Genomic DNA, 20714 nt, shown 5'->3' with positions numbered 1-20714 from the left:
TTCCGTAGTCATCACCATGACGACGTTTCCTTTGCGTACCTTGTTCGGTACGCTGCTGGCCTTATACTGCATGCATGCCGGCTACTCCCTTTCACCGGAAGAACGGGATGCGGCCCGTTCCGTCATGGAACGGACCGTCCCCGTCCTGAAAGCCGGCCCCGGCAAACTCAAGCTGGAAGCCGTCAAACAGGAAAACGGCTGTGATGTTTTTGAGACGGAGTCCTCCGGCGGGGTCCTGACCGTACGCGGCAGCAGCGGAACGGCCCTCTGCCGCGGATTTTACGATTTTCTCAAAACAAACGGACTGGGCATGGTTGCCTGGGATAACAAGGACATCCGCTGGCCGGCCCGGATTTCGGATACCCCCCGGCGCAGGGTTGCCTCCCCGTTCCGCCATCATTATTACTTCAATGCCGTCACTTACGGCTATACCATGCCCTACTGGACATGGGAACGCTGGGAGCGGGAAATCGACTGGATGGCCCTGCACGGCATCGACATGCCCCTGGCCCTGGCGGCAACGGAAGGAATTGCCGTCCGCGTATGGAAGCGTCTGGGCCTCACGCAAAAGGAAATAGATGAATTTTACACAGGTCCGGCCCATCTGCCGTGGCAGAGGATGGGCAATCTTGTCAACCATGACGGCATCCTGAACGACAACTGGCACCGGGACCAGATCGCCATGCAGCACAACATCCTCCACAGGATGAAATCCCTGGGCATGAAACCCGTCTGTCCGGCATTCTCCGGCTTTGTCCCTCAGGGAATCAGGCGCCTTTATCCGGAGGCAAAACTTCACCGTTTGGGCTGGGGCGGATGGCCTCAAAAAAACGCGGCCCATTTCCTTTCTCCGGAAGATCCCCTTTTCCTCCACATAGGGAGCCTGTACATGGAAGAATGGCAGAAGGAATTCGGAAAAAACACTTACTATCTGGCGGATTCCTTCAACGAAATGGAGCTTCCCGTAAATACGGAGGACCCGAAAACCCGCGATCAAATGCTCAGCGCATTGGGAGAACAGGTGTACCGTTCCATTTCCTCCGTTAATCCGGATGCAGTCTGGGTCATGCAGGGATGGATGTTCGGATACCAGCGCCACATTTGGAACGCGGACTCGCTGAAAGCGCTGCTCAGCAAGGTTCCGGATGATCAAATGCTTCTTCTGGACCTGGCTGCGGATTATAACAAGACATTCTGGCACAACGGGATGAACTGGGATGTATTTAAAGGTTTCTTCAACAAGCCCTGGGTGTACAGCGTTATTCCCAACATGGGAGGCAAGTGCGCGATGACGGGCGTGATTGATTTTTATGCCAACGGCCACCTGGAAGCTCTGGAATCGGCCTCTAAAGGGAAACTTGCCGGCATGGGCATGGCGCCGGAAGGAATAGAGAACAATGACGTCCTTTATGAACTGGTTACGGATGCCGCATGGCGGGACCGCAGGGAAAACGTGGAACAATGGCTGGAAAAATATTGCCGGGCCAGGTACGGGGCATGCCCGGATTCGTTAAAAACAGCCTGGAACCTCTTCCGCAGCACGGCTTACTCCAATCTGAAAGACCACCCGCGTTTCAACTGGCAGTTGAAACCCGGGTCCCGCAGCAGTTCCGTCGATACCAGTGAAGATTTTCTCCGGGGCCTGGCCTTGTTCGTCAATACGGAGGGACTGGAACATTCCCCCCTGTTCCGGCAGGATGCCGTTGAAATGGCGGTCCACTACCTTGGAATACGCATGCACGAGGCCATCCAGGCCGCCCTGGAAGCTTTGGACGAACAAAACCCTGAACATGCGGTGAAGTGCATGGCACACTTCCGAGAATATGCCCTTCAGGCGGACGCCCTTCTGGAAAGCCATCCTACGTGGCGGCTGTCACGCTGGATATCCTTTGCCCGGGCCCACGGAAAAACCGGGGAGAAAAAAGACGCCTATGAGGAAAACGCCAGACGCCTGGCCACCATTTGGGGGCCGCCCGTAAACGACTATGCCGCAAGGTTGTGGAGCGGCCTCATACGCGATTATTACCTGCCGCGCTGGGAGCATTTCTTCCAAAACAGGCTCAAAGACAAAGCTCCGGACATGGAGGCATGGGAAGAAGCCTGGGTCCATTCCCACGGAGTGAGCCCCGCGCGCCGCCCCGGCGATATCATCCGGGCATGCCGCCAATACGTCCGGGAAGCGAAACCGCTCCCTCCCTCCTTGAAAGGAGGTGGTTCAGGCTCGGCTATCGGCAACTGGACTCCGGCGGAAGTATCCACGGAATGGAAATGGGTGGCCTGGCCCGTCTCTCCGGATGACCTGAAAAACCTCCGGGGCGTCCGGTTCACGTACACGTCAGGCCGGCATGCCCTGGAAATAGAGCAGGTGGAATTAGTGGGCGACGGCAGGATGATAGACGGCCGCCGCCACGCCGGACTGGCAGGAAAACCGTCCCGGGAGAATTGTTACCAGCTCTCCCTGCCTGAAGGCGTCCACGCCAACAACGGACTGCTCATCAGGGCCAAAGTAAGAACCGTGGGAGGGAACGACTCCCGCGGAAAAATAGAGCTTTTGAAAAAGAATGACTGAGAAGGAGAAAAGGCTCCAACTTCCTCTTCACGGCCTCAGACAGGAAGCCTACATATCCAGGCGGTGCAAATTCTCCACCCTGCTGTAACCCATCTTTTTCAGGATTTCCATGGCGCGGTCCGCACGCTTGCCCGTGCGGCAATACAAAAGAAGCAGGGTATCCTTGTCCGGCACCAATTGCGGGGCCAGCGTCTCTACTTCATCCACGGGAATATTCACTGCGCCGTCCCTGTGTCTGGCATGGAATTCCTCCGGAGTCCGGACATCGATCAGCATGATCCCGTCCGCCGCCGGAGCGGGAGACACGACAGACACGGCCCGGACCTCGCGTCCCTCCGCCTGCTTCCATTTGGCCCACACGAATACGGCGGTCAATCCGGTCACCATCACCACGTAGGGCACGACGTTTCTCATCCTTTTCATCTTCCTGACGCCTGAAAACTAATCAAGTCAAATCGGAACACGGGGAAATGCGGAAAATTTCCCCTCACGCTTCATCGTCAATCACCACGGCCTGGGACGCATAGCCGAAGGCGGAGCTGCCCCACTCCACCACGTCCCCCGGCTTCAAATAGCGCGGAGGCTTCATTCCCATCCCCACGCCGCCCGGCGTGCCGGTGGAAAGAACGTCGCCGGGCCACAGCGTCATGAAGCGGGAGACGTACGCGACCAGTTCCGGCACGGGCCAGATCAGCCCGTCCGTATTGCCCTGCTGGCGGATTTCCCCGTTTACCTTCAATTCCAGGGGTACTCCGGAGCCGTCGCCCAGTTCCTCCGCGGAAATAAAGGTAGGACCCACCGGAGCAAAGCTGTCGTAGCTCTTCCCCTTGGTCCACTGGCCGCCGTGCTCAAGCTGGTTGGCCCGCTCGGAATAATCGCACATCAGGGTATAGCCGCTGATGGCGCGGGCTGCCCCCTGCGGAGTGGCGTTCTTCAACACATCCCGGATGACGACGGCAAGCTCTATTTCATAATCCAGCTTGTCGCAGCCGGGAGGGTACAGAACCACGTCACAGCAGGAAGTGATGGCGGAAGTGGATTTCAGGAAAATGGCGGGCTCCTCCACGGAGGCGCCGTCAAATTCCCTGGCGTGGTCGGCATAGCTCTTGCCCAGGCACACCAGCTTGGACGGGGAACAGGGAAGCGCCGTATCAATCATCCAGTCCCGGTCGGCGGCCTTGGCGGCCGGATTGTCCAAAAACTCCGCTATCCGCTTCATTTCCTCCCCTGTGGAATCGGTATCCCCGCAAATGCAGGCTTCCACTTCCTTCAGCACGGAATCCGCCACCAGATAAGCCTGACGGGATTCGCTCCACAGAGCCATGGTGCGCTCCGCCTGGTCATTAAGATAAAACCTGATTTTCACCTCATCACTATAGCAGGCGCCCGCAGGCTGACAAAGGCACGCCCTGTCATCCGCCTGAAACGAGGGCGCCCGGAGATTACCCGCGTAGGGCTTGCTTTCACGGAACAGGCATACTATCATATTTGCCCTTAACTGATACATATCATGTCCGACCAAGTATATTTTTTTGACACCACCCTTCGCGATGGAGAACAATGCCCCGGAGCTTCCATGAACCTCCGTGAAAAATTGGAAGTGGCCCGTCAAATGGAACGACTCGGAATGGATGTCATTGAAGCGGGGTTCCCCTGCATCTCCGACGGAGACTTTGAGGCGGTGCATACCATCGCCGCGGAAATCAAGAAATGCCGCATCGCCGGGCTGGCCCGCTGCGTCAAGGCGGACATTGAAGCGGCGGCCAGAGCCCTGGAACCGGCAGGCGACCGCGCGCGCATCCACATCTTCCTGGCTACCAGCAAGCTGCACATGCAGTTCAAGCTGAAGAAGGCGGAAACGGAAATCCTGCGCATGGCGGCGGAAGGCGTGTCCTGCGCCAAAAAATTCGTCCAGGACGTGGAATTTTCCCCGGAAGACGCCTCCCGTACGGACCTGGACTTCCTGACCAAGGTCGTGGAAACCGTCATCGACGCCGGGGCCACTACCGTCAACATTCCGGACACCGTCGGCTACACGACGCCCGACGAATTTTACCGCATCATCCGCCACCTGAAGGAAAACGTGCCGAACATCGACAAGGCCGTCATTTCCGTGCATTGCCACAACGACCTGGGGCTGGCCGTAGCCAACTCCCTGGCCGCCATCCGCGCCGGGGCCCGGCAGGTGGAAGGCACCATCAACGGCATTGGCGAACGCGCCGGAAACGTGGCGCTGGAAGAAGTCATCATGGCTTTGCGCACCCGTTCCGACCAGTTCGGCAATGTCAGGGACAACATCAACATCAAGGAAATCGTCCGCACTTCCCGCATTGTGGCGCGCATGAGCGGCATGCAGGTGCAGCGCTCCAAGGCCATCGTGGGGGAAAACGCCTTCGCCCACTCCTCCGGCATCCACCAGCACGGCATCCTCAACTGCCGGGAAACCTACGAAGTCATGGACCCGCAGGCTGTCGGCTGGGGTTCCACGGAACTTCCGCTGACCAAGCACTCCGGACGCGCCGCCGTCAAGGCCAGGCTGGAGCAGCTGGGCCACGTGCTGACGGAGGAGGAAGTCAACACCGTCTTTGAGCGTTTCAAAAAAGTGGGTGACTCCAAAAAATTTGTCTATGACGACGACCTTTCCGCAATTGTGGACGACTCCCTGCACGCTTCCTCCGGCCTCTGGGAACTGGACTTCCTGCAATTCGTGGCAGGCAGCCACGCCCGCCCCACGGCTACGGTCGGACTGGTCAAGGAAGGGAAAAAGTTTGAAGACAGCTCCACGGGCAACGGAGCGGTGGACGCCGTCATCAAGGCCATTGAGCGCATCACCAAGCGCAAAGGCACCCTGAAGGGCTACAGCGTCAACGCCGCTTCCGAAGGCAAGGACGCCCTGGGAGAAGTCACGGTGCATGTGGACTTCGGCCTGCCCAAGCCCGTTGTGGGCAAGGGTGCGTCCACGGACGTCATCGAAGCCTCCGCCCGCGCCTATCTGAATGCGGTCAACCGCTTCATCCGCATGGAAAACATGCCCCGGCCCGCAGATGCGGACAAGGGAGCCATCTGACCAGCGGCCCTTGATTCCTTCCCCCTGCCCCCGGCGGCGGGGAGGGAACCGTCCTTCCCCGGACAACAAGCTATTTGCTTGATTCCGGGTATTTGCCATGCCATAAACATCCGCCCCCCTGAAAACACTGTACACGCCCATGAAAATACCATTCCTCCTGTTGTGCCTGGCCTGCGGCGCCATGGCCGCGCCTTCCGCCAAAAAACAGCCGGACGCCACCAAGCCGCTCCCGCCCCTGGAAAAAGCGACCATCTCCATTGACGGCCATCCCGAAAGTGTGGCCGCGGACGACCAGGGCAACATCTACTTCACCTCCATCGGAGCCAAACTTACGCCCACGGAAGAAGACAAGGACGGCTATCTGGGCGTCATTCCCTACGGTTCCACGGAGCCTAAAAAGATCACGGACGTGGACACCCTGAACGCTCCCAAGGGGCTTCTGTACAAGGACGGCTTCCTGTACTGCACGGACATCAGCATGGTTTACAAGGTAGACGCTAAAACCGGCGCCATAGAAGGGTACGTGGACTTGTCCCCCTCCCGCATGAAATTCCTCAATGACCTGGCCTTCATCAACGGCAGGCTCATGGTTTCCTCCACGGACACGGACCAGATATTTTACGTGGATACGGAATCCAAATCCTACGGGGAGCTAGTGACCAAACAGCCCATCCACAAGCCGAACGGGCTGGCCTGGGACCCGGAAAGAAAAGTCATCTACGTCTGCGAATACGCCACGGATGAAAAAGGCAAGCCCAGCGGAAGGCTCCTTTCCGTAAACCCCATTTCCCGCGAGGTAACGGAACTCTCCAAGGAACGGGGACAGTACGACGGCCTGGCCTACCGCGACGGCGCGCTCTACTACAGCGACTGGTCCCAGGACAAAAAGCCGGAAGCCATACGCAGGCTGGACCTGAAGACGGGCCGTTCCGCCCCCGTAGCCACCGGCCCCATTGAAGGGACGGCGGACTTCATCCTGTACGGTCCCATGATCGTGGCACCGGGCATGACTGAAAAGAAAATCCACATCATGCCCATTGGCGGGAAAAAATAACTGCCCCGCCGCAATCTGCACCACGCCTTTCAAGTCCGCCCGTGGCATCTGCCGCGCTGGCGGGCTTTTTCAATTTACGGCTTGAAGTGAACGGAGGATGCGTTTAGGTAATGGGGATATGAGCAAGATTTCAGACCAAATCATGGACGGCATGAAAACCGCCATGAAAGCCAAGGACAGCGTCACCCTCAACACGTTGCGCGCCCTCAAGACGGCCATGACGAATGCCGCCATCGCCAAGGGAGGCCTGGGCACGGAGCTGGACGAGGCGGAGGAACTGGCCGCAGTCCGCAAGCAGATCAAGCAGCGCGAGGACTCCGCGCAGCAGTTCCGCTCCGCCGGACGCCAGGAACTGGCCGACAAGGAGGAAGCGGAAATCACCGTACTCAAGCAATTCATGCCTGCGGAACTCGGCAGGGAGGAAGTGGAAGCCATCCTGGAAACCGCCATGCAGGAAACCGGGGCCTCCGGCAAAAAGGACATGGGCCGGGTCATGAAGCTCATGCAGGAACGTACCGCGGGCAGGTTCAACGGCAAGGAACTGGCCCAAATGGTATCCGCCAGACTGTCATGAGCTGCTGCGCCGCCATCATTGTGGCGGCCGGGTCTTCCCGGCGCGCCGGATTTGACAAGCTGCTGGCCCCGCTGCACGGGGTCCGCGTGCTGGAACGCAGCATCCGCGCCTTTGCCAATTGCCGTGAAGTCTCGGAAATCGTCGTGGTCTGCCCGGAAGAACGCTTCCATGCCATTGACGCCGCAGACCTGGAAGCGGGCATTCCCATCACCCGCATGGACGGAGGGGCGGAACGCCATGAATCCGTGCAGAACGGACTGGCCGCCCTGCTTTACACACCGGAGCTGGTGGCCGTGCACGACGGTGCGCGCCCCCTCATCACCGTCGAGCAAATCTCCCGCTGCATCCAGACAGCCAGGGAATGTGGAGCGGCGGCCTCCGCCCGCCCCGTCACGGACACGCTGAAAAGAGCGGACTCCGAACGTTTCACGCTGCCCGAACAGGTAAACAGGGAAGGCCTCTGGTGCATGGAAACTCCACAGGTATTCCAATACTCCCTGTTGCTGGACGCCTATGTGGAAGTCTCCGAACGGGACATCCGGGTGACGGACGAAGTCACTGCCCTCCAGCTCATCGGCCATCCCACGCGCCTGGTGCACAACCACGAGCCCAACCCTAAAATCACCTGGCCGGAAGACATCTCGCACGCTGAAATGCTGCTGGAACTCACGCAACGCCGCAATGACTCATGACCAGCCTGCTATGTACAGAACCGCGCACGATCCTCATCCTGGGCACGGGTTATCTGGGCCGGGCCCTGGCCGAACGCCTGCGGGAAGCCGGGCACATTCCCCTTACGGCGGACATTGACCCGAAGCAGGCCATCTATGAAGCGGACATAACGGACTCCGCCTCCATGCACAGACTGGCGGCGCGGATTCCGGAACCGTGCCTCATCGTCATGTGCGCCAGCACGCGGGGAGGCGGAACGGAAGCCTACCGCAACCTGTACACCCGGGGGGCGGAAAACACGCTGGAAGCATTCCCCGGAAAACCGGTTATCTTCTGCTCAAGCACTTCCGTGTACGGCATCACGGACGGCCGCTGGGTCACGGAGGAACACAACGTCTATCCTACGACGGAAAAAAGGCGTCTTCTTCTCCAGGCGGAACAAGCCGTTCTGGCCGCCAAGGGAACCGTCGTACGTCTGGCGGCCCTCTACGGTCCGGGACGCTGCATCCTGGTCTCCGACTATTGCGCCAAGGGAGCCGCGCTGCCCGGCAACATGGACAGATGGATGAACTACATCCACAGGGACGACGCCGTTTCCGCCCTGTTCCTGCTGTGCACGCTCCGCCACCCGCCCCGCGGCATCTACAATGCGGCGGACCGTACACCCATGCAGCTGAGTGAAATCTACGCCTACCTCTCCGGGCTGCTCGGCATTCCGGCTCCCCCTCCGTCCCCGCCGCGTTCCGGAGGCCGCCGCGGAGACACCAGCCAGCGCGTCTCCTGCGCCCGCCTTCTGTCCCTGGGCTGGGAACCGCTCTACCCAAGTTTTGCGGACGGCGTGCACAACGTTCTGGAAGCTCTGGAAGAATAACCCTGCTTCCGTTGGCCGCTGTCCTGGTTGCCGTCTTGCAGGCCTGACGCATTGAACGCTCCTTTTAACATTCCCGCAGGCTCCGGAACCGTTCTCCGAAAAAAGATACGTTCTTCAAAGCCATTTTCCCGTTAAAACCGGACTGCCCGAAATGACCATCACAAGCACGGCTTCCGCACCCGTTCCGCATTCTCCCCATGAACGGCGCTTCTTCCGTCTCATTCCGTGGGGCATGGCCCATACCGAGCTGATGCTCTGGATAACGGGAATGGCCGTAACCCTGGCCGGGCAAAACGGTCATCCGGCTGTCCATTCCCGGCTTTTGGAAATCAAACCTTCTCTCTACGTCTCCGGACTGCTGGCTGTTCTCCTTGCCGCGGGTTGCCATACCTGCCGCCGCTGCCGCAGGATGCAGCCCCTCCTTTCCCCCCGCATGACAACCTTCTGCGTAGCCGCCTTCATGCTGGGCCTGCTCTCCTTCCTCCTTTACGCTGGACTGACAGCCTCCTATGCGCCGCCGGACAGCGCCTTCTCAAAACTGGAAATTCCCTCCGTTTATATCCATGAATTTTCCGGGGGCGCCCTGGTGTTCAGCCTGGTTCTTCCCCTGGGCCTCCTTTCCCTGGCCGCTTCTCTTCAGGCCTCCAGAAATCATGTACCCGGAATCAAAGACATTTTGGCAGTCTTGTGGTGCCTGCTGGTTCCATTCCTGTGCATCTTCCTCCTCCGTTCACCGGAACCGGAAGGGAAAGGCTATTCGGCACCCTTTCACGAGCAGAAGCTTCCAATAAACAAAGAGGCGTCAGGCTTCATTCGCGGACTCTCTCCGCGTCAGGAAAACACGGTTTCTCCGCCGAACGGAGCCCGGACAACGTCCGATGCACGGCGTCAGTATCCCTGACCGTCCCCTTTCTTGACTTGCACGGCGGGAACAGGCACAATCCTGCGCGCCATGCGTATCATTACAGGACTTCAACCCAGCGGCAAGCTGCACATCGGCAACTACTTCGGAGCCATGGAACCTGCCGTCCGCATGCAGGACCGCGGAGAATCCTACTACTTTCTGGCGGATTACCACGCCATGAGCACCGTACACGACGCAGACACCCTGCGCGAAAACTGCAAAAATCTGGCGACGGATTTCCTGGCCGTGGGGCTGGACCCGGAAAAATGCGTCTTCTTCCGCCAATCTTCCGTGCCGGAAGTCAATGAACTGGCCTGGATACTCAGCACCGTATGCCCCGTAGGGCTGCTGGAGCGCTGCCACTCCTACAAGGACAAGATAGCCAAAGGCTTTTCCCCCAGCAACGCCCTCTTTACCTATCCCGTGCTGATGGCTGCGGACATCCTGATGTATGACTCCGACCTGGTGCCCGTAGGCAAGGACCAGAAACAGCATCTGGAAGTCACCCGCGACCTGGCCGGCAAAATGAACGAGCAATTCGGGGAAGGAACCTGCAAGCTGCCGGACGCCCTCATTGCGGAAAGCACCGCCATCGTCCCCGGGCTGGACGGTCAGAAAATGAGCAAAAGCTACAACAACACGCTCCCCATCTTCGGGGAGGAAAAAGCCACCCGCAAGCTCATCATGAGGATTCCCACGGACTCCACCCCTGTGGAAGAGCCGAAGCCGACGGAAAACTCCATCATCCTCCAGCTCTACAAGCTTTTCGCCTCCGCGGAAGGCTATGAAGACATGGTCCGCGACTTCCGGAACGGAGGCTGCGGCTACGGCGACTTCAAAAAACGCCTCTTTGACGCCTACTGGGAATACTTCCGCGCCGCGCGGGAACGCCGGGCGGAGCTGGAAGCCAGCCAGGACTACGTGCACCAGGTACTGGAAAACGGCGCAAGGAAAGCGCGGGGAACGGCCTCCGTGGTGCTGGACCGGGTGCGCCGGGCCGTGGGCCTGATTTGAAGGCGGAGGGAAAATGCCGCGAAACGCCGGGAAAAACACGTTTTTTAGTGGTATGGAAAACCACGGAATGCTATACAGGAGTATATGAAGAATATTCTGGTCGCCATCGATTTTTCCAACGCTACGGATGCCGTCATTCACCAGATCGGCAAACTGGCCTGTCCCAACGACAGCATCATCCACCTGCTCCACATCGTGGAACCCAGCATCTGTTATGAAGTCTCCGGCGTTCTCCCGGATGAAGTCCCCGTTCCGGTCATGGACCAAACGGAGGAAAACGAAGTCATACACATTGCCAAAAACCACCTGAAGAAAACGGCTGAAAAGCTCTCCCGGCTGACGGACGCCACCATCATCCAGGCGGTGGAGGACGAATTTGAAATCAGTGAAGCCGTCATCAATTACGCCGAAAAACACAACATAGACATGATTGTGGTAGGCAAGCACAACCACGGCTTCCTTTCCACGGTCTTCCTTGGCAGCGTAGCCAGTTCCGTGATGCGCAAATCACCCGTGCCCGTGCTGGTGGTTCCCGTCACCAAGGAAGAGGAGTAGGCGCAAAAAACCGGGCAGATACCGTTCCCTTTCATGATAACCATACTATTTATAGGCGATGTGGTCGGAGAACCCGGACGCACCGCCTTGAAGCATGCCCTCCCCGGGCTCAGGGAAGCGCACGGAGCGGACTTTGTCGTGGTCAACGGGGAAAACGCCGCCGCCGGGCGCGGCATCACGCCCAGGCTGGCGCAGGAGCTGCTCCAGGCCGGGGTGGACGTCATCACCACCGGAGACCATGTCTGGGACCAGGTGGAGCTGGCCCCGTGGCTGGACACCGAACCGCGCGTGCTGCGCCCAGTCAACTACCCCGAAGGCACGCCGGGACACGGCAGCGTCGTGAAGGAAACGCCCAAGGGAAAAGTGGCGGTCATGCAGGTCCAGGGGCGCTCCTTCATCCAGCCGCCGCTGGAAAACCCTTTCCTGATCTCGGAAAAAGAGGCCCAAAGGCTGAGAAATGAAGAACATGTCCAGGTAATCCTGGTGGACATGCATGCGGAAACCACCAGTGAAAAAATCTCCACCGGATACAATCTGGACGGCTTGGTTTCCGCCGTCATCGGAACCCATACCCACGTGCAGACGGCGGACGAAACCATCCTGGAACACGGAACGGCCTACCTGACGGACGCCGGCATGTGCGGTCCCGCCGTCGGCGTGCTGGGGCGGGAGCGGGAACCCATCCTCAAGCGGTTCCGCACCTCCATGCCTGCCAAATTCCCCGTAGCCGGCTGGCCCGTGCGCCTGTGCGGCGCGGTCATCCGCGTGGATGAGGAAACCGGGAAAGCCCTGGACATCACCCGCATCAGCCAAATCGTGGAAAAACCGGCTTCCTGACCATGTACGACGTGCCTCCCCGCCTGCTACCGCCCCCGGCCATGATCCTCTGCGGATACCCCATGGAAAGACATGGTTCCACACCACTTTTCCGGCGCCATGCAGTCACGCCAACGCCGGAAAGGCAGAAAGCTCCGTTTGCTCCCTCCACCGGTCTTCATTCCTTCTACCCTGCCCCATGAACTATGAAGCCAGATTCGGCGGCATAGGCCGCCTGTACGGAACCAGAGGGCTGGACATACTCCGGAACTCCCGCATGGCCGTCGTCGGCATTGGAGGGGTAGGTTCCTGGGCGGCGGAAGCGCTGGCGCGTTCCGGCGCAGGCACCATCATCCTGATGGACCTGGACGACCTTTGCGTTACCAACACCAACCGGCAAATCCACGCCCTGGGAACAACCATCGGGCAATCCAAGACGGAAGCCATGGCGGCCCGCATCAGGGACATCAACCCCGAAGCGGAAATCATCACGCTGGACAACTTTTATACGGAAGCCAATGCGGAAAAACTCTTCGGGCCCGCGCCGGACGTCATCATTGACGCCATTGACTCCCTCTCCCCCAAGGCGCATCTCATCGCCTCCTGCTACCGCAGCAAACAGCCTCTCATCACCTGCGGCGGAGCCGGTGGGCGGACAGACCCGTCCAGAATAGAAATTGCCGACCTCTCCCGGACCAAGGGCGACCCCCTGCTCTCCAGCCTGCGCACCAAACTCAAAAAAGACTATGGCCTCCCGCTGGGGGAAAAAAAACGCAAGCTGAAAATCCCCTGCGTCTTCTCCCAGGAAACTCCCGTCTATCCTACCTGTGATGGAGAAACCTCCTGCTCGCGCGATCCCGGCTTCCAGGGGAAAATGGGCTGCGACGCCGGCTTCGGCTCCATCACGCACATCACCGGCACCTTCGGCTTTTTTGCGGCATCATCCGCCATACAAATGCTTCTGAACAAAAAAACAACATCAGTACAACCATGAACAAACGCCTGCTCCCCCTCCTCGGGGCCGTCATCCTTCCCATGCTCAGCCAGTGCAACTCGCTGGAAAAGGATATAGCCGCCATCAATGCCCGCAACATGGAAATAGCCCGGGAGCCGAGGGGCAACTACTTCGTAGGCCGCCGCTACCATGTACCGTCAACGCGCTTCTGGGGTTACCTGCGCCAGCCGGGCCAAACCTGGAGAACAGCCCAGCTCGTCATCATGGACGAAAGCGCCTGCCGCACGCCGGACCGCCTGCCGGAATACGCCGGGAATCCCCGCTACGCCTTTGACAACAACTACGAATACAGGGTCTATGGCAAATTCACGGGCAAGTACGGATACGAACCCAACACCAACCTGAAGCTCCCCATCTTCAAGCCCACCAAATTCGAACAACTCAACACGGACCCTGGCTGGCTCTTCAAGCCGTCGGAAAAATACGACAAAAAAACCGTCTCCCTGCGCCCGGGCATCATGCCGCTGACTTCCGTTCCGGCCCGGTGACGGAAGGTATTCCCGTAAAAATGGAAGAGGCGGATAAAAAAGAAGAAAAAAGCTTGATCTATTCGCCTCCCTGCGCTAAAAACTCCCCGCCTTCAGGCGCCCATGCTCGGGTGGCGGAATTGGTAGACGCGCTAGACTAAGGATCTAGTGTCGATAAGACGTAGGGGTTCGAGTCCCCTCTCGAGCACCAAACTTTTCATACCGCAAGTTACTGTTTATCAGTGCTTGCGGTTTTTGTTTGTTGAAACTGCAAGACAATAAAACGGCTTTTAAAGGAATGGCTTTTCGGGCACGCAGCATATTTGAGACGAAAAGAAGCCTTCTCCCGCATGAGCAGAAGAGGGCCGGCAACTATTTCCAAGTTGAAAACGGTTCAGGAAAGACTGACGGGACTGTTGTATTTGCAGTTGGTTTCCATATGCCGGGAATACATCAGGTAATCTACAACAGCGTAGTCCAGGGGGGTGAGCCCGTAAACATGGCATAGGCTTCTTCCGCATTATTGCGGCCTGAGGCGGTGTCTTTGGCAGCTAGGAAGGCGTCTCCCAGTGGCGGACAGTTTTTTCTCTCTGCTGCAAGAAAGCCCTATCGACAAAGAAAACTGTAAACTCCTGCCAAACAACGATAGCATTCACATTGTAGCTACGACTTCCCGGGATTGTACTGGGGTACGCTTCCTCTGCTGTACATGTTACTGTCAAACAGCCACAGTTTTCAGACACTCCGTTTACTTGGGAACAGAAGCAAACGGTTTTCCGCCGTGCGGCTTGCCGTCTTTACGCTGGGTGAAGACCTTCCCGTTGAAGGCTTAATTGTCGTTACAAAAAAGCCCGCTTCCCGGAACCAAACCGGGAAACGGACGTGATCAGAAAGCCGAAGACCTTCTCTCAACAAAGGGTATGTCAAAAGAAAAAAATCAGCTTTCTTTCAGGGATACCTGTGCCCATCGCTCGCATGCCTATCGGAAAGAATTTCCGAACACATCAAGCGTTTTTTTCTCTCTTCAAGTAAAAGGTCAGAGAACCTACTGTGCCAGTAGCACCAGGTTTTGATGTAAAAACGGTTGCTGTCGTCACCAGCTCCCATCCCTGCTCACCCAATTGGTTGAGTGTGGTTAAGATTGCACTCGCAGTCTGGGTAGAGGCATTGATTGTGGTATATTCGTACTTCATTGTATTGTTTTTCTATCTGCCTTGTTGATTTCCCATTCCGGCCAGGCAGAAACCGAAGAGGGAATGACTCCGGAAAACATATTTCCTTTCATCGATTTCATTTCTAGCTTATTTCTGAAAAATCACCTATGAAAATAAAATATCCGCAATATATGCCTAAAATAATTAAGAACCAGGACGATTGGACAGCCGTTTCGAAGCCATCCCCAGTAAAACTGCGGCGAAGCTCTACACCGTCTGCACGTGGATACCATTGATTTTTCTACAAGCACCGTTTCGTCCCCCAGGTTTTTGTGGAAGAAGTGGCTGGCACCTTTGCCAAAGTGATTAAGCTTGGCAAGGTAAGGCGCTTGGGACATGTGCGAGATCAATACTGATACAATCTGCAAAGCTCACTTCATACGGCCCTTGGCCGCCATTCATTCAGAAGGAATACCATCTCATGCACCGGAATGTGGTAAAACGGCGTTCCGGACTTTTGACTTTCTCAAATTCCATCCCGGATTTCTTCAGGCACATCAAGTATTGGAGTACATAATACCTTTTAATTCAGATACTTCTGAAATCAACAGGCATATGTCATCCGACGTTGAATCGAATCGATCTTCCATAGAGGCATTATGTCACTTCCAGTCACTGGAAGGGAAGATATTTATGCCACACCGCAGGACCATTCCAAATCTCCATCATCCTTTTCAGGAACACCGCAGAGAATCCTCACAGATTTACATGAACCGGGTGTTCCCATTTCCTATCCACAAGCATCCAGTGGCAAATCAGCAGGGCTTCCCTAGCGAGCCCCATTCAACGGCTCTCTTTCCGTGAACCGGCAAGGAAGACTTTTGTTAACGGGAAAACAAGAAAAGAAGCCGCTGCCAAACAGCTCCTATCTATCGTTTTGACGGAGAATCCTAGCTCAAGAAACTGTATTGGAGGAGATTTTCAAACGCCCACGGCCATCAGGGCGGCGATTTCTTCCCGGACAGGCATGGAACGGATGGCTCCCTTGCGCGTCGTGACGATGGAGGCGGCGGCATTGGAGAATAGGAGCATGTCCGCAAGCTGCCGTTCCGTCAGGTTTTCCAGCCCCGTTTCCAGAATCCAGTCCAGGCAGGAGCCAAAGAAGGCGTCTCCGGCCCCTGTCGTATCAATGGTCTTGACGTTCAGGAAAGTAGGCTGGTGCACAAGAGTGCTCCCATAGCTGGCCCAGCTTCCTTCCCTGCCCCCCGTTACAAGAATGAGGCGGAGGTTGCCGAATTCTTTTTTTAGCGCATCAAGTCCTTCTTCCATGGAGGCACAGCCGGTGAGGAAGTGGAGCTCCTCCTTTTCTATTTTCATGACGCTGCACACGCCGCAGCCATAGAGCATTTGCTCCCGGGCCAGTTCCAGGCTGGGCCAGAGGGGAGGCCTGAGATTGGGATCAAAGGAGACCAGGGAACCTTTTTCCTGCGCGCGGCTGACGGCATGCCGGGTGGCGCGGCGCACATCGTCGTGCGTCATGGAGATGGTTCCAAAGTGGAAGATGCGCGTGTTTTCCACCAGGGCCATGTCCACTTCTCCGGAAGTCAGCTTCATGTCGGCGCCTGGATTGCGGTAAAAGGAAAAGTCACGGTCTCCCTGTTCGTCAATCTGAACGAAAGCAAGCGTCGTGTTGACTTCACGGGAAGAGACCAGCCCCGAATCGTCAATACCCGCCTCACGAAGGGTGTTCCGGAGCATTTTGCCGAACATGTCATGGCCCACCTTGCCGATGAAAGCGGTCCTGCGGCCCAGTTTGGCGAGCATGGACAAAACATTGCACGGAGCTCCCCCGGGATTCGCCTGGTAAACGGGCAGCCCCTGCCCGCTCATTCCGCAAGGGGTAAAATCCACCAGCAGTTCTCCGAGAGCGATAACGTCGTACATGTTTTTGAGGTATTAAGGTGGCTTTTCCGGCACGGATAAAAGCCGGAAAGTATGGCAAGCATAGAATGTCCCGCGCATGCGGGAAAAGAAAAAAGAGGCTCATTCCAGTCATGCCGGAAAGGGGCTCATTCCCGGCGTTCCTTCCTCCGGCAAACCGTGCCGGGAGAAATTCCGGAAAGTTACCTTCTCCAGGCGCCAGGCGGGCATTTATGGACCGGCTGAATACCGGAAAAGTCTGGCATATCCCTAACATACGCTTCCCGGGAAGTGCCCATTAGAGTGAGACAGCAAACAGGATACCACATTTCAACACGATGAAAAAGGAACTGCAAAGACACGGTAAAGCGAAGATTCCGGGAGCCCCGGTCCCCTATGACAGAACAAGGATTCAGCCGGGGATTGTGCATATAGGAGTGGGCAATTTTCATCGGGCGCATGAAGAGTTTTACACGAACCAGCTTCTGGGCATGGGAGGCCGCGAAGAATGGGGGATTTACGGAGTGGCCCTGCTGCCGCAGGACGAGCCCCTTTACAAGGCACTGAAGAGCCAGGACGGTCTTTATACACTGACGGTCTGCGGGCGCGACGGCAAGGACGAGTTTTACGAAATAGGTTCGCTGGTGGACTTGGCATGGGGGCCGGAGAATCCCCAAAGCGTGATTGACAAAATCGCGGATCCACGGATGAAAATCATCACGCTGACCATTACGGAGGGCGGCTACAATATTGACAAGGAAACCGGGGAATTCATGCTCGGCAGCAAGGATGTGAAGCATGACCTGGAACATCCCGGCCATCCCCGGACGGTCTTCGGCTTCCTGGCCGCAGGATTGCGGAAAAGGCGGAAAAACGGAGCAGGCCCCATAACGGTTCTATCCTGCGACAACCTCCAGCACAATGGGAACACGGCCCGGAAAGCGTTTATTTCCTTTATCGAGGCCCAGGACCCCGAACTGGCCCGGTGGGTGGAAAAAAACGTCACGTTCCCCAACAGCATGGTGGACCGCATCACGCCCGCCGTTACGCCGGACGACGTCAAACGGCTGAACGCGCAAAGCGGCGTGGAGGATGCCGCCCCCGTATATTCCGAGGATTTCATCCAGTGGGTGATTGAGGATGATTTCATCGCCGGGCGGCCGGACTGGGAAGCCGTGGGCGTGGAGTTTACAGACGATGTTTCCGCTTATGAGAATATGAAGCTCAGCCTGCTGAACGCCTCCCATTCCCTGCTGTCCTACCCCGCCTTCCTGGCCGGGTACCGCCGGGTGGACGAGGCGGTGGGGGACGAGAGATTTGCCCGCTATCTGCGCCTTTTCATGGACCGGGATGCCGGCCCCTATGTTCCGGCCCCGGGAAATACGGATTTGGAGCTATACAAGAAAACCCTGCTGGAGCGCTTCGGCAACAAGGCCGTCAGCGACCAGATCAGCCGCCTGTGCTTTGACGGGGTTTCCAAGATTCCCGTGTATGTGATGCCCGTGTTAACGAAGATGATCAGGGATAACGCCGATTTCGAACGCCTGGCCTTTTTCATTGCCGCGTACCGCCATTACCTGAAGCACGGAAAGGACGACCGGGGACAGGCTTATGAAGTGAACGAGCCCTGGCTGACGGAGGAGGACCGGAAGCTGATCGCCAGTGACGATCCTCTGGATTTCCTCGCCCTCTCCCCCTTCCGGAGCACGGATTTGAAGGTGGCGGACAAGTTCGTCAACCAGTACCGCAACATGGTGGAAAAGCTGGAAGAAGACGGCGTGCTTTCCGTTCTGGAAAAAATGGTTCTCCCCTAGTCATACCGGCACTTCATGCCGTCCGGACTGAGGTATGGGCGGCATGAAGATGCTGCCGCCCTCTTCTTACTCCCTGCCATTCCCAGCCCTTTTCCCTTTTATGGAATCACCGCCGCATCCACGCCTGGGACCCTTCCTGGCCCTGACGTTCATTTACTTTCTCGTCGGGTTCCTGACGACCGTGAACGGCCAGTTTCAAGGGCCTTTGCAAAGCGCCTTCCTGTCGGACGCCGGAACCCTGAAGAATACGTTTATCACGCTGATTCCCTTTTTCTTTTTCCTGGCGTATCTGGTGAACGGGAATATCGGTTCCCGCTGGATCAACCGCTACGGCTACAAAACGGCGCTGATACGGGGGCTTTTGTTCATGGTGCTCGGACTGGCCGTGTTTTTTCTCTCCGCCTGGTTCACCGTCCGTTACGGGGACCTGCACCTGACGATCGCCGGGGCTGAAATCCCCTACGGCTATTTTATTTTCCTGGCGGGCTCGTATGCCATGGGCACCTCCGCCACACTCCTGCAGGTGGTCATCAATCCCTACGTGACCTCCTATGAATTGAAGGGAACCCAGCCGGTCCAGCGCCTCAATATCGTCTGCGCCGTGAATTCATTCGGAACGACGATCGCGCCGTTTTTCGTGACTGGCGTCCTGTTTGCCGGGCTGCCGATGGAAAACGTCCATGTACGGCAGCTGATGACGCCCCTGCTGATCCTGGGAGTCCTCATCGCCTTGATCACCCTGGTGACGAAACGCCTTTACCTGCCCGACCTCCGGGACACGACGGCCGGAGAAGGCGAAAAACTGGAACGCAGCATCTGGTCCTTCCGCCATTTGACGCTGGGCGTCATCGCCATTTTCTTTTACGTGGGCGCGGAGGTTTCCGTGGGAATCAACGTGAACCTGCATGCGCTGGAACTCGGCAATTCGGATTCGCCCCTGCTGTTTCTGGGCTCCAGCAATCTGGTCGTGTGGGGAGTGGACCTGGGCATTCCCGCCCTGCTGGCCTCCCTGTACTGGGGCGGCCTGATGGTGGGGCGCATTGTTTCCGGCTGGCTGAGCCATATTTCCCCCCGCGTCCAATTGACGGCGGCTACCTCCGCGGCGGCCCTCCTGACACTCTTCGCCATTTATACCCATAACCTGTGGGTGCTGGTTTCGGTGGGGCTGTTTCACTCCGTCATGTGGGGGTGCATTTTCACGCTCGCTACCGTGGGACTGAAAAAATACACCGCCAAGGCTTCCGGCATCTTCATGATGGGCGTGTTCGGCGGGGCTGTTTTCCCTTTCTTCCAGGGTGTTCTGGCGGATTCGCTGGGAAGCTGGCGCTGGTCATGGATGCTTGTTTTTCTCTGCGAACTGGTCATGCTGGCTTACGCTCTGGCAGGCTCCCGCGTCAGAAAGCAGGATCTTCCGGAAGAAACGGATTAAAAGGAACGGCAACCGGATGCCGCACGCCGGCACAGAGACGCTCCGGTGAAAAGGTGTTTCCAGATATTATCCGGGGATTGACGCCGCAGGCAATTGAAGCGTTTCCCCGCCCATTAATGCCATTTATTCCGTATTTTTCTTCATGCCGGCCTTCCCATCCTGTAGCATGAGCCCATGCAAGAGAGAAGCAGCGGCTTTCAATGGCCCGCAGAGTGGACCCCGGATATTCTCGCTACCCTGATGTTTGTGGTGCGGGACGGGAAGATTCTCCTGATACGCAAGAAGAGGGGGATAGGAGCGGGGAAGGTGAACGGCCCCGGCGGCAAGTTCGAGCCGGGGGAGACGGCTCTTCAATGCGTTCTGCGGGAAGTCCGGGAGGAACTGCGGATTGACGTAACGGACGCCCGGGAAATGGGCGTGCTTAATTTTTCCTTTACCTGCGGAACCATTCCGGAAATCCGCTGCCATGTGTTCATGGCTTCCTCCTTCACGGGGACCCCCTCGGAAACGCCGGAAGCGGAGCCTTTCTGGTCTCCCGTAGAGGAGATTCCCTACGACCTCATGTGGCAGGACGACCAGCACTGGCTCCCCGCCATGCTCCTAGGCAAACGGTTCCAGGCGTTTTTCACGTTCGAGGGGGACAGAATGCTGGATTATTCCCTGGAAACGGAAGAGGAATAGCCACACCCGTTTCCACCGTTCCTGGTTATTCGGCTTTCCGCTCGCGGAAATACGGCGGGAAGAAGCGGTTTTCACGAGCCGCAACCGGCATTCCAACATTCCGGCCTCTTTCCCCTCTTTCCCCTCTTTCCCCTCTTT

The 20714-nt window shown here is 57.5% G+C and carries 18 protein-coding genes and 1 tRNA gene; 16 read left to right on the top strand and 3 right to left on the bottom strand.

The window, feature by feature from the left end; all coding sequences use genetic code 11:
* Positions 1–16 precede the first annotated feature (16 nt).
* Entirely contained in the window at positions 17–2569 is a 2553-nt protein-coding gene (locus HMPREF3039_RS12265; RefSeq protein WP_067572418.1) for an alpha-N-acetylglucosaminidase, read from the top strand.
* 48 nt (positions 2570–2617) lie between these two features.
* Here the strand turns inward: HMPREF3039_RS12265 and HMPREF3039_RS12260 are convergent, their stop codons facing one another.
* Together HMPREF3039_RS12260 and HMPREF3039_RS12255 are read right to left on the bottom strand one after the other, a co-directional pair.
* Positions 2618–2992: a rhodanese-like domain-containing protein gene (locus HMPREF3039_RS12260; RefSeq protein ID WP_067952164.1), complete on the bottom strand. Its 375-nt coding sequence runs from the start codon at positions 2990–2992 to the stop codon at positions 2618–2620.
* Between the two features lie 64 nt (positions 2993–3056).
* Positions 3057–3935, bottom strand: coding sequence for a fumarylacetoacetate hydrolase family protein (locus HMPREF3039_RS12255; RefSeq protein WP_067572417.1), 879 nt, complete (start codon positions 3933–3935; stop codon positions 3057–3059).
* 144 nt (positions 3936–4079) lie between these two features.
* Here HMPREF3039_RS12255 and HMPREF3039_RS12250 point away from each other — a divergent pair, with 144 nt between their 5' ends.
* The 12 genes from HMPREF3039_RS12250 to HMPREF3039_RS12195 all read left to right on the top strand — a co-directional run bounded on the left by HMPREF3039_RS12250 (position 4080) and on the right by HMPREF3039_RS12195 (position 13789).
* Positions 4080–5636, top strand: coding sequence for a 2-isopropylmalate synthase (locus tag HMPREF3039_RS12250; RefSeq protein WP_067572414.1), 1557 nt, complete (start codon positions 4080–4082; stop codon positions 5634–5636).
* A gap of 139 nt (positions 5637–5775) precedes the next feature.
* Positions 5776–6690, top strand: coding sequence for an SMP-30/gluconolactonase/LRE family protein (locus tag HMPREF3039_RS12245; protein ID WP_067982801.1), 915 nt, complete (start codon positions 5776–5778; stop codon positions 6688–6690).
* A gap of 118 nt (positions 6691–6808) precedes the next feature.
* Positions 6809–7264 (top strand): GatB/YqeY domain-containing protein, encoded by a 456-nt coding sequence (locus tag HMPREF3039_RS12240; RefSeq protein ID WP_067572410.1) that lies wholly within the window; start codon positions 6809–6811, stop codon positions 7262–7264.
* The gene (gene ispD, locus HMPREF3039_RS12235) at positions 7261–7956 is read left to right on the top strand and encodes a 2-C-methyl-D-erythritol 4-phosphate cytidylyltransferase (RefSeq protein ID WP_067572408.1); all 696 of its coding nucleotides are present in this window, start codon (positions 7261–7263) and stop codon (positions 7954–7956) included. The genes HMPREF3039_RS12240 and ispD overlap by 4 nt, the downstream gene beginning before the upstream one ends.
* Positions 7953–8807 carry an NAD-dependent epimerase/dehydratase family protein gene (locus HMPREF3039_RS12230; RefSeq protein ID WP_067572406.1) on the top strand — a complete coding sequence of 285 codons (855 nt, stop codon included), beginning with the start codon at positions 7953–7955 and terminating at the stop codon, positions 8805–8807. The genes ispD and HMPREF3039_RS12230 overlap by 4 nt, the downstream gene beginning before the upstream one ends.
* Before the next feature lie 151 nt (positions 8808–8958).
* Positions 8959–9708: a hypothetical protein gene (locus HMPREF3039_RS12225; protein ID WP_067572403.1), complete on the top strand. Its 750-nt coding sequence runs from the start codon at positions 8959–8961 to the stop codon at positions 9706–9708.
* A 51-nt stretch (positions 9709–9759) separates the two neighbouring features.
* Positions 9760–10725 (top strand): tryptophan--tRNA ligase, encoded by a 966-nt coding sequence (trpS, locus tag HMPREF3039_RS12220; protein WP_067572401.1) that lies wholly within the window; start codon positions 9760–9762, stop codon positions 10723–10725.
* Positions 10726–10809: 84 nt separating this feature from the next.
* Positions 10810–11280, top strand: coding sequence for a universal stress protein (locus HMPREF3039_RS12215; protein ID WP_067572399.1), 471 nt, complete (start codon positions 10810–10812; stop codon positions 11278–11280).
* Between the two features lie 33 nt (positions 11281–11313).
* Positions 11314–12117, top strand: coding sequence for a TIGR00282 family metallophosphoesterase (locus tag HMPREF3039_RS12210; RefSeq protein WP_067572397.1), 804 nt, complete (start codon positions 11314–11316; stop codon positions 12115–12117).
* A gap of 178 nt (positions 12118–12295) precedes the next feature.
* Positions 12296–13090, top strand: coding sequence for a tRNA threonylcarbamoyladenosine dehydratase (locus tag HMPREF3039_RS12205; RefSeq protein WP_067572395.1), 795 nt, complete (start codon positions 12296–12298; stop codon positions 13088–13090).
* Complete coding sequence (locus HMPREF3039_RS12200; protein ID WP_067572393.1) at positions 13087–13599, top strand: hypothetical protein; 513 nt, start codon at positions 13087–13089, stop codon at positions 13597–13599. The genes HMPREF3039_RS12205 and HMPREF3039_RS12200 overlap by 4 nt, the downstream gene beginning before the upstream one ends.
* Positions 13600–13703: 104 nt before the next feature.
* A tRNA-Leu gene (locus tag HMPREF3039_RS12195) sits at positions 13704–13789 on the top strand.
* Positions 13790–15713: 1924 nt separating this feature from the next.
* On the opposite strand, the gene HMPREF3039_RS12185 is transcribed toward HMPREF3039_RS12195, so the two are convergent.
* The gene (locus tag HMPREF3039_RS12185; protein WP_067572389.1) at positions 15714–16676 is read right to left on the bottom strand and encodes a carbohydrate kinase family protein; all 963 of its coding nucleotides are present in this window, start codon (positions 16674–16676) and stop codon (positions 15714–15716) included.
* A 314-nt stretch (positions 16677–16990) separates the two neighbouring features.
* On the opposite strand from HMPREF3039_RS12185, the gene HMPREF3039_RS12180 reads away from it, so the two are divergent.
* From HMPREF3039_RS12180 to HMPREF3039_RS12170, 3 genes are all read left to right on the top strand, one after another.
* Positions 16991–18466 carry a mannitol dehydrogenase family protein gene (locus tag HMPREF3039_RS12180; protein ID WP_067572387.1) on the top strand — a complete coding sequence of 492 codons (1476 nt, stop codon included), beginning with the start codon at positions 16991–16993 and terminating at the stop codon, positions 18464–18466.
* Between the two features lie 100 nt (positions 18467–18566).
* Positions 18567–19895 (top strand): MFS transporter, encoded by a 1329-nt coding sequence (locus HMPREF3039_RS12175; RefSeq protein ID WP_067572607.1) that lies wholly within the window; start codon positions 18567–18569, stop codon positions 19893–19895.
* A 174-nt stretch (positions 19896–20069) separates the two neighbouring features.
* Positions 20070–20576, top strand: a complete 507-nt coding sequence (locus HMPREF3039_RS12170) for an 8-oxo-dGTP diphosphatase (protein WP_067572385.1) — start codon at positions 20070–20072, stop codon at positions 20574–20576.
* The last annotated feature ends 138 nt before the right edge of the window (positions 20577–20714 follow it).

The organism is Akkermansia sp. KLE1798, from assembly GCF_001580195.1.
Taxonomy (GTDB): Bacteria; Verrucomicrobiota; Verrucomicrobiia; order Verrucomicrobiales; family Akkermansiaceae; genus Akkermansia; species Akkermansia biwaensis.
Note: the sequence above shows the minus strand (reverse complement) of the source record. Positions and strands in the feature narration are given on the sequence as shown.

Excerpts from the sequence above, each read along its gene's own strand:
- HMPREF3039_RS12265 (WP_067572418.1), top strand. The coding sequence starts at position 17 with ATGACGACGTTTCCTTTGCGTACCTTGTTCGGTACGCTGCTGGCCTTA.
- HMPREF3039_RS12260 (WP_067952164.1), bottom strand. The coding sequence starts at position 2,992 with ATGAAAAGGATGAGAAACGTCGTGCCCTACGTGGTGATGGTGACCGGA.
- HMPREF3039_RS12250 (WP_067572414.1), top strand. The coding sequence starts at position 4,080 with ATGTCCGACCAAGTATATTTTTTTGACACCACCCTTCGCGATGGAGAA.
- HMPREF3039_RS12245 (WP_067982801.1), top strand. The coding sequence starts at position 5,776 with ATGAAAATACCATTCCTCCTGTTGTGCCTGGCCTGCGGCGCCATGGCC.
- HMPREF3039_RS12240 (WP_067572410.1), top strand. The coding sequence starts at position 6,809 with ATGAGCAAGATTTCAGACCAAATCATGGACGGCATGAAAACCGCCATG.
- ispD (WP_067572408.1), top strand. The coding sequence starts at position 7,261 with ATGAGCTGCTGCGCCGCCATCATTGTGGCGGCCGGGTCTTCCCGGCGC.
- HMPREF3039_RS12230 (WP_067572406.1), top strand. The coding sequence starts at position 7,953 with ATGACCAGCCTGCTATGTACAGAACCGCGCACGATCCTCATCCTGGGC.
- HMPREF3039_RS12225 (WP_067572403.1), top strand. The coding sequence starts at position 8,959 with ATGACCATCACAAGCACGGCTTCCGCACCCGTTCCGCATTCTCCCCAT.
- trpS (WP_067572401.1), top strand. The coding sequence starts at position 9,760 with ATGCGTATCATTACAGGACTTCAACCCAGCGGCAAGCTGCACATCGGC.
- HMPREF3039_RS12215 (WP_067572399.1), top strand. The coding sequence starts at position 10,810 with ATGAAGAATATTCTGGTCGCCATCGATTTTTCCAACGCTACGGATGCC.
- HMPREF3039_RS12210 (WP_067572397.1), top strand. The coding sequence starts at position 11,314 with ATGATAACCATACTATTTATAGGCGATGTGGTCGGAGAACCCGGACGC.
- HMPREF3039_RS12205 (WP_067572395.1), top strand. The coding sequence starts at position 12,296 with ATGAACTATGAAGCCAGATTCGGCGGCATAGGCCGCCTGTACGGAACC.
- HMPREF3039_RS12200 (WP_067572393.1), top strand. The coding sequence starts at position 13,087 with ATGAACAAACGCCTGCTCCCCCTCCTCGGGGCCGTCATCCTTCCCATG.
- HMPREF3039_RS12185 (WP_067572389.1), bottom strand. The coding sequence starts at position 16,676 with ATGTACGACGTTATCGCTCTCGGAGAACTGCTGGTGGATTTTACCCCT.
- HMPREF3039_RS12180 (WP_067572387.1), top strand. The coding sequence starts at position 16,991 with ATGAAAAAGGAACTGCAAAGACACGGTAAAGCGAAGATTCCGGGAGCC.
- HMPREF3039_RS12175 (WP_067572607.1), top strand. The coding sequence starts at position 18,567 with ATGGAATCACCGCCGCATCCACGCCTGGGACCCTTCCTGGCCCTGACG.
- HMPREF3039_RS12170 (WP_067572385.1), top strand. The coding sequence starts at position 20,070 with ATGCAAGAGAGAAGCAGCGGCTTTCAATGGCCCGCAGAGTGGACCCCG.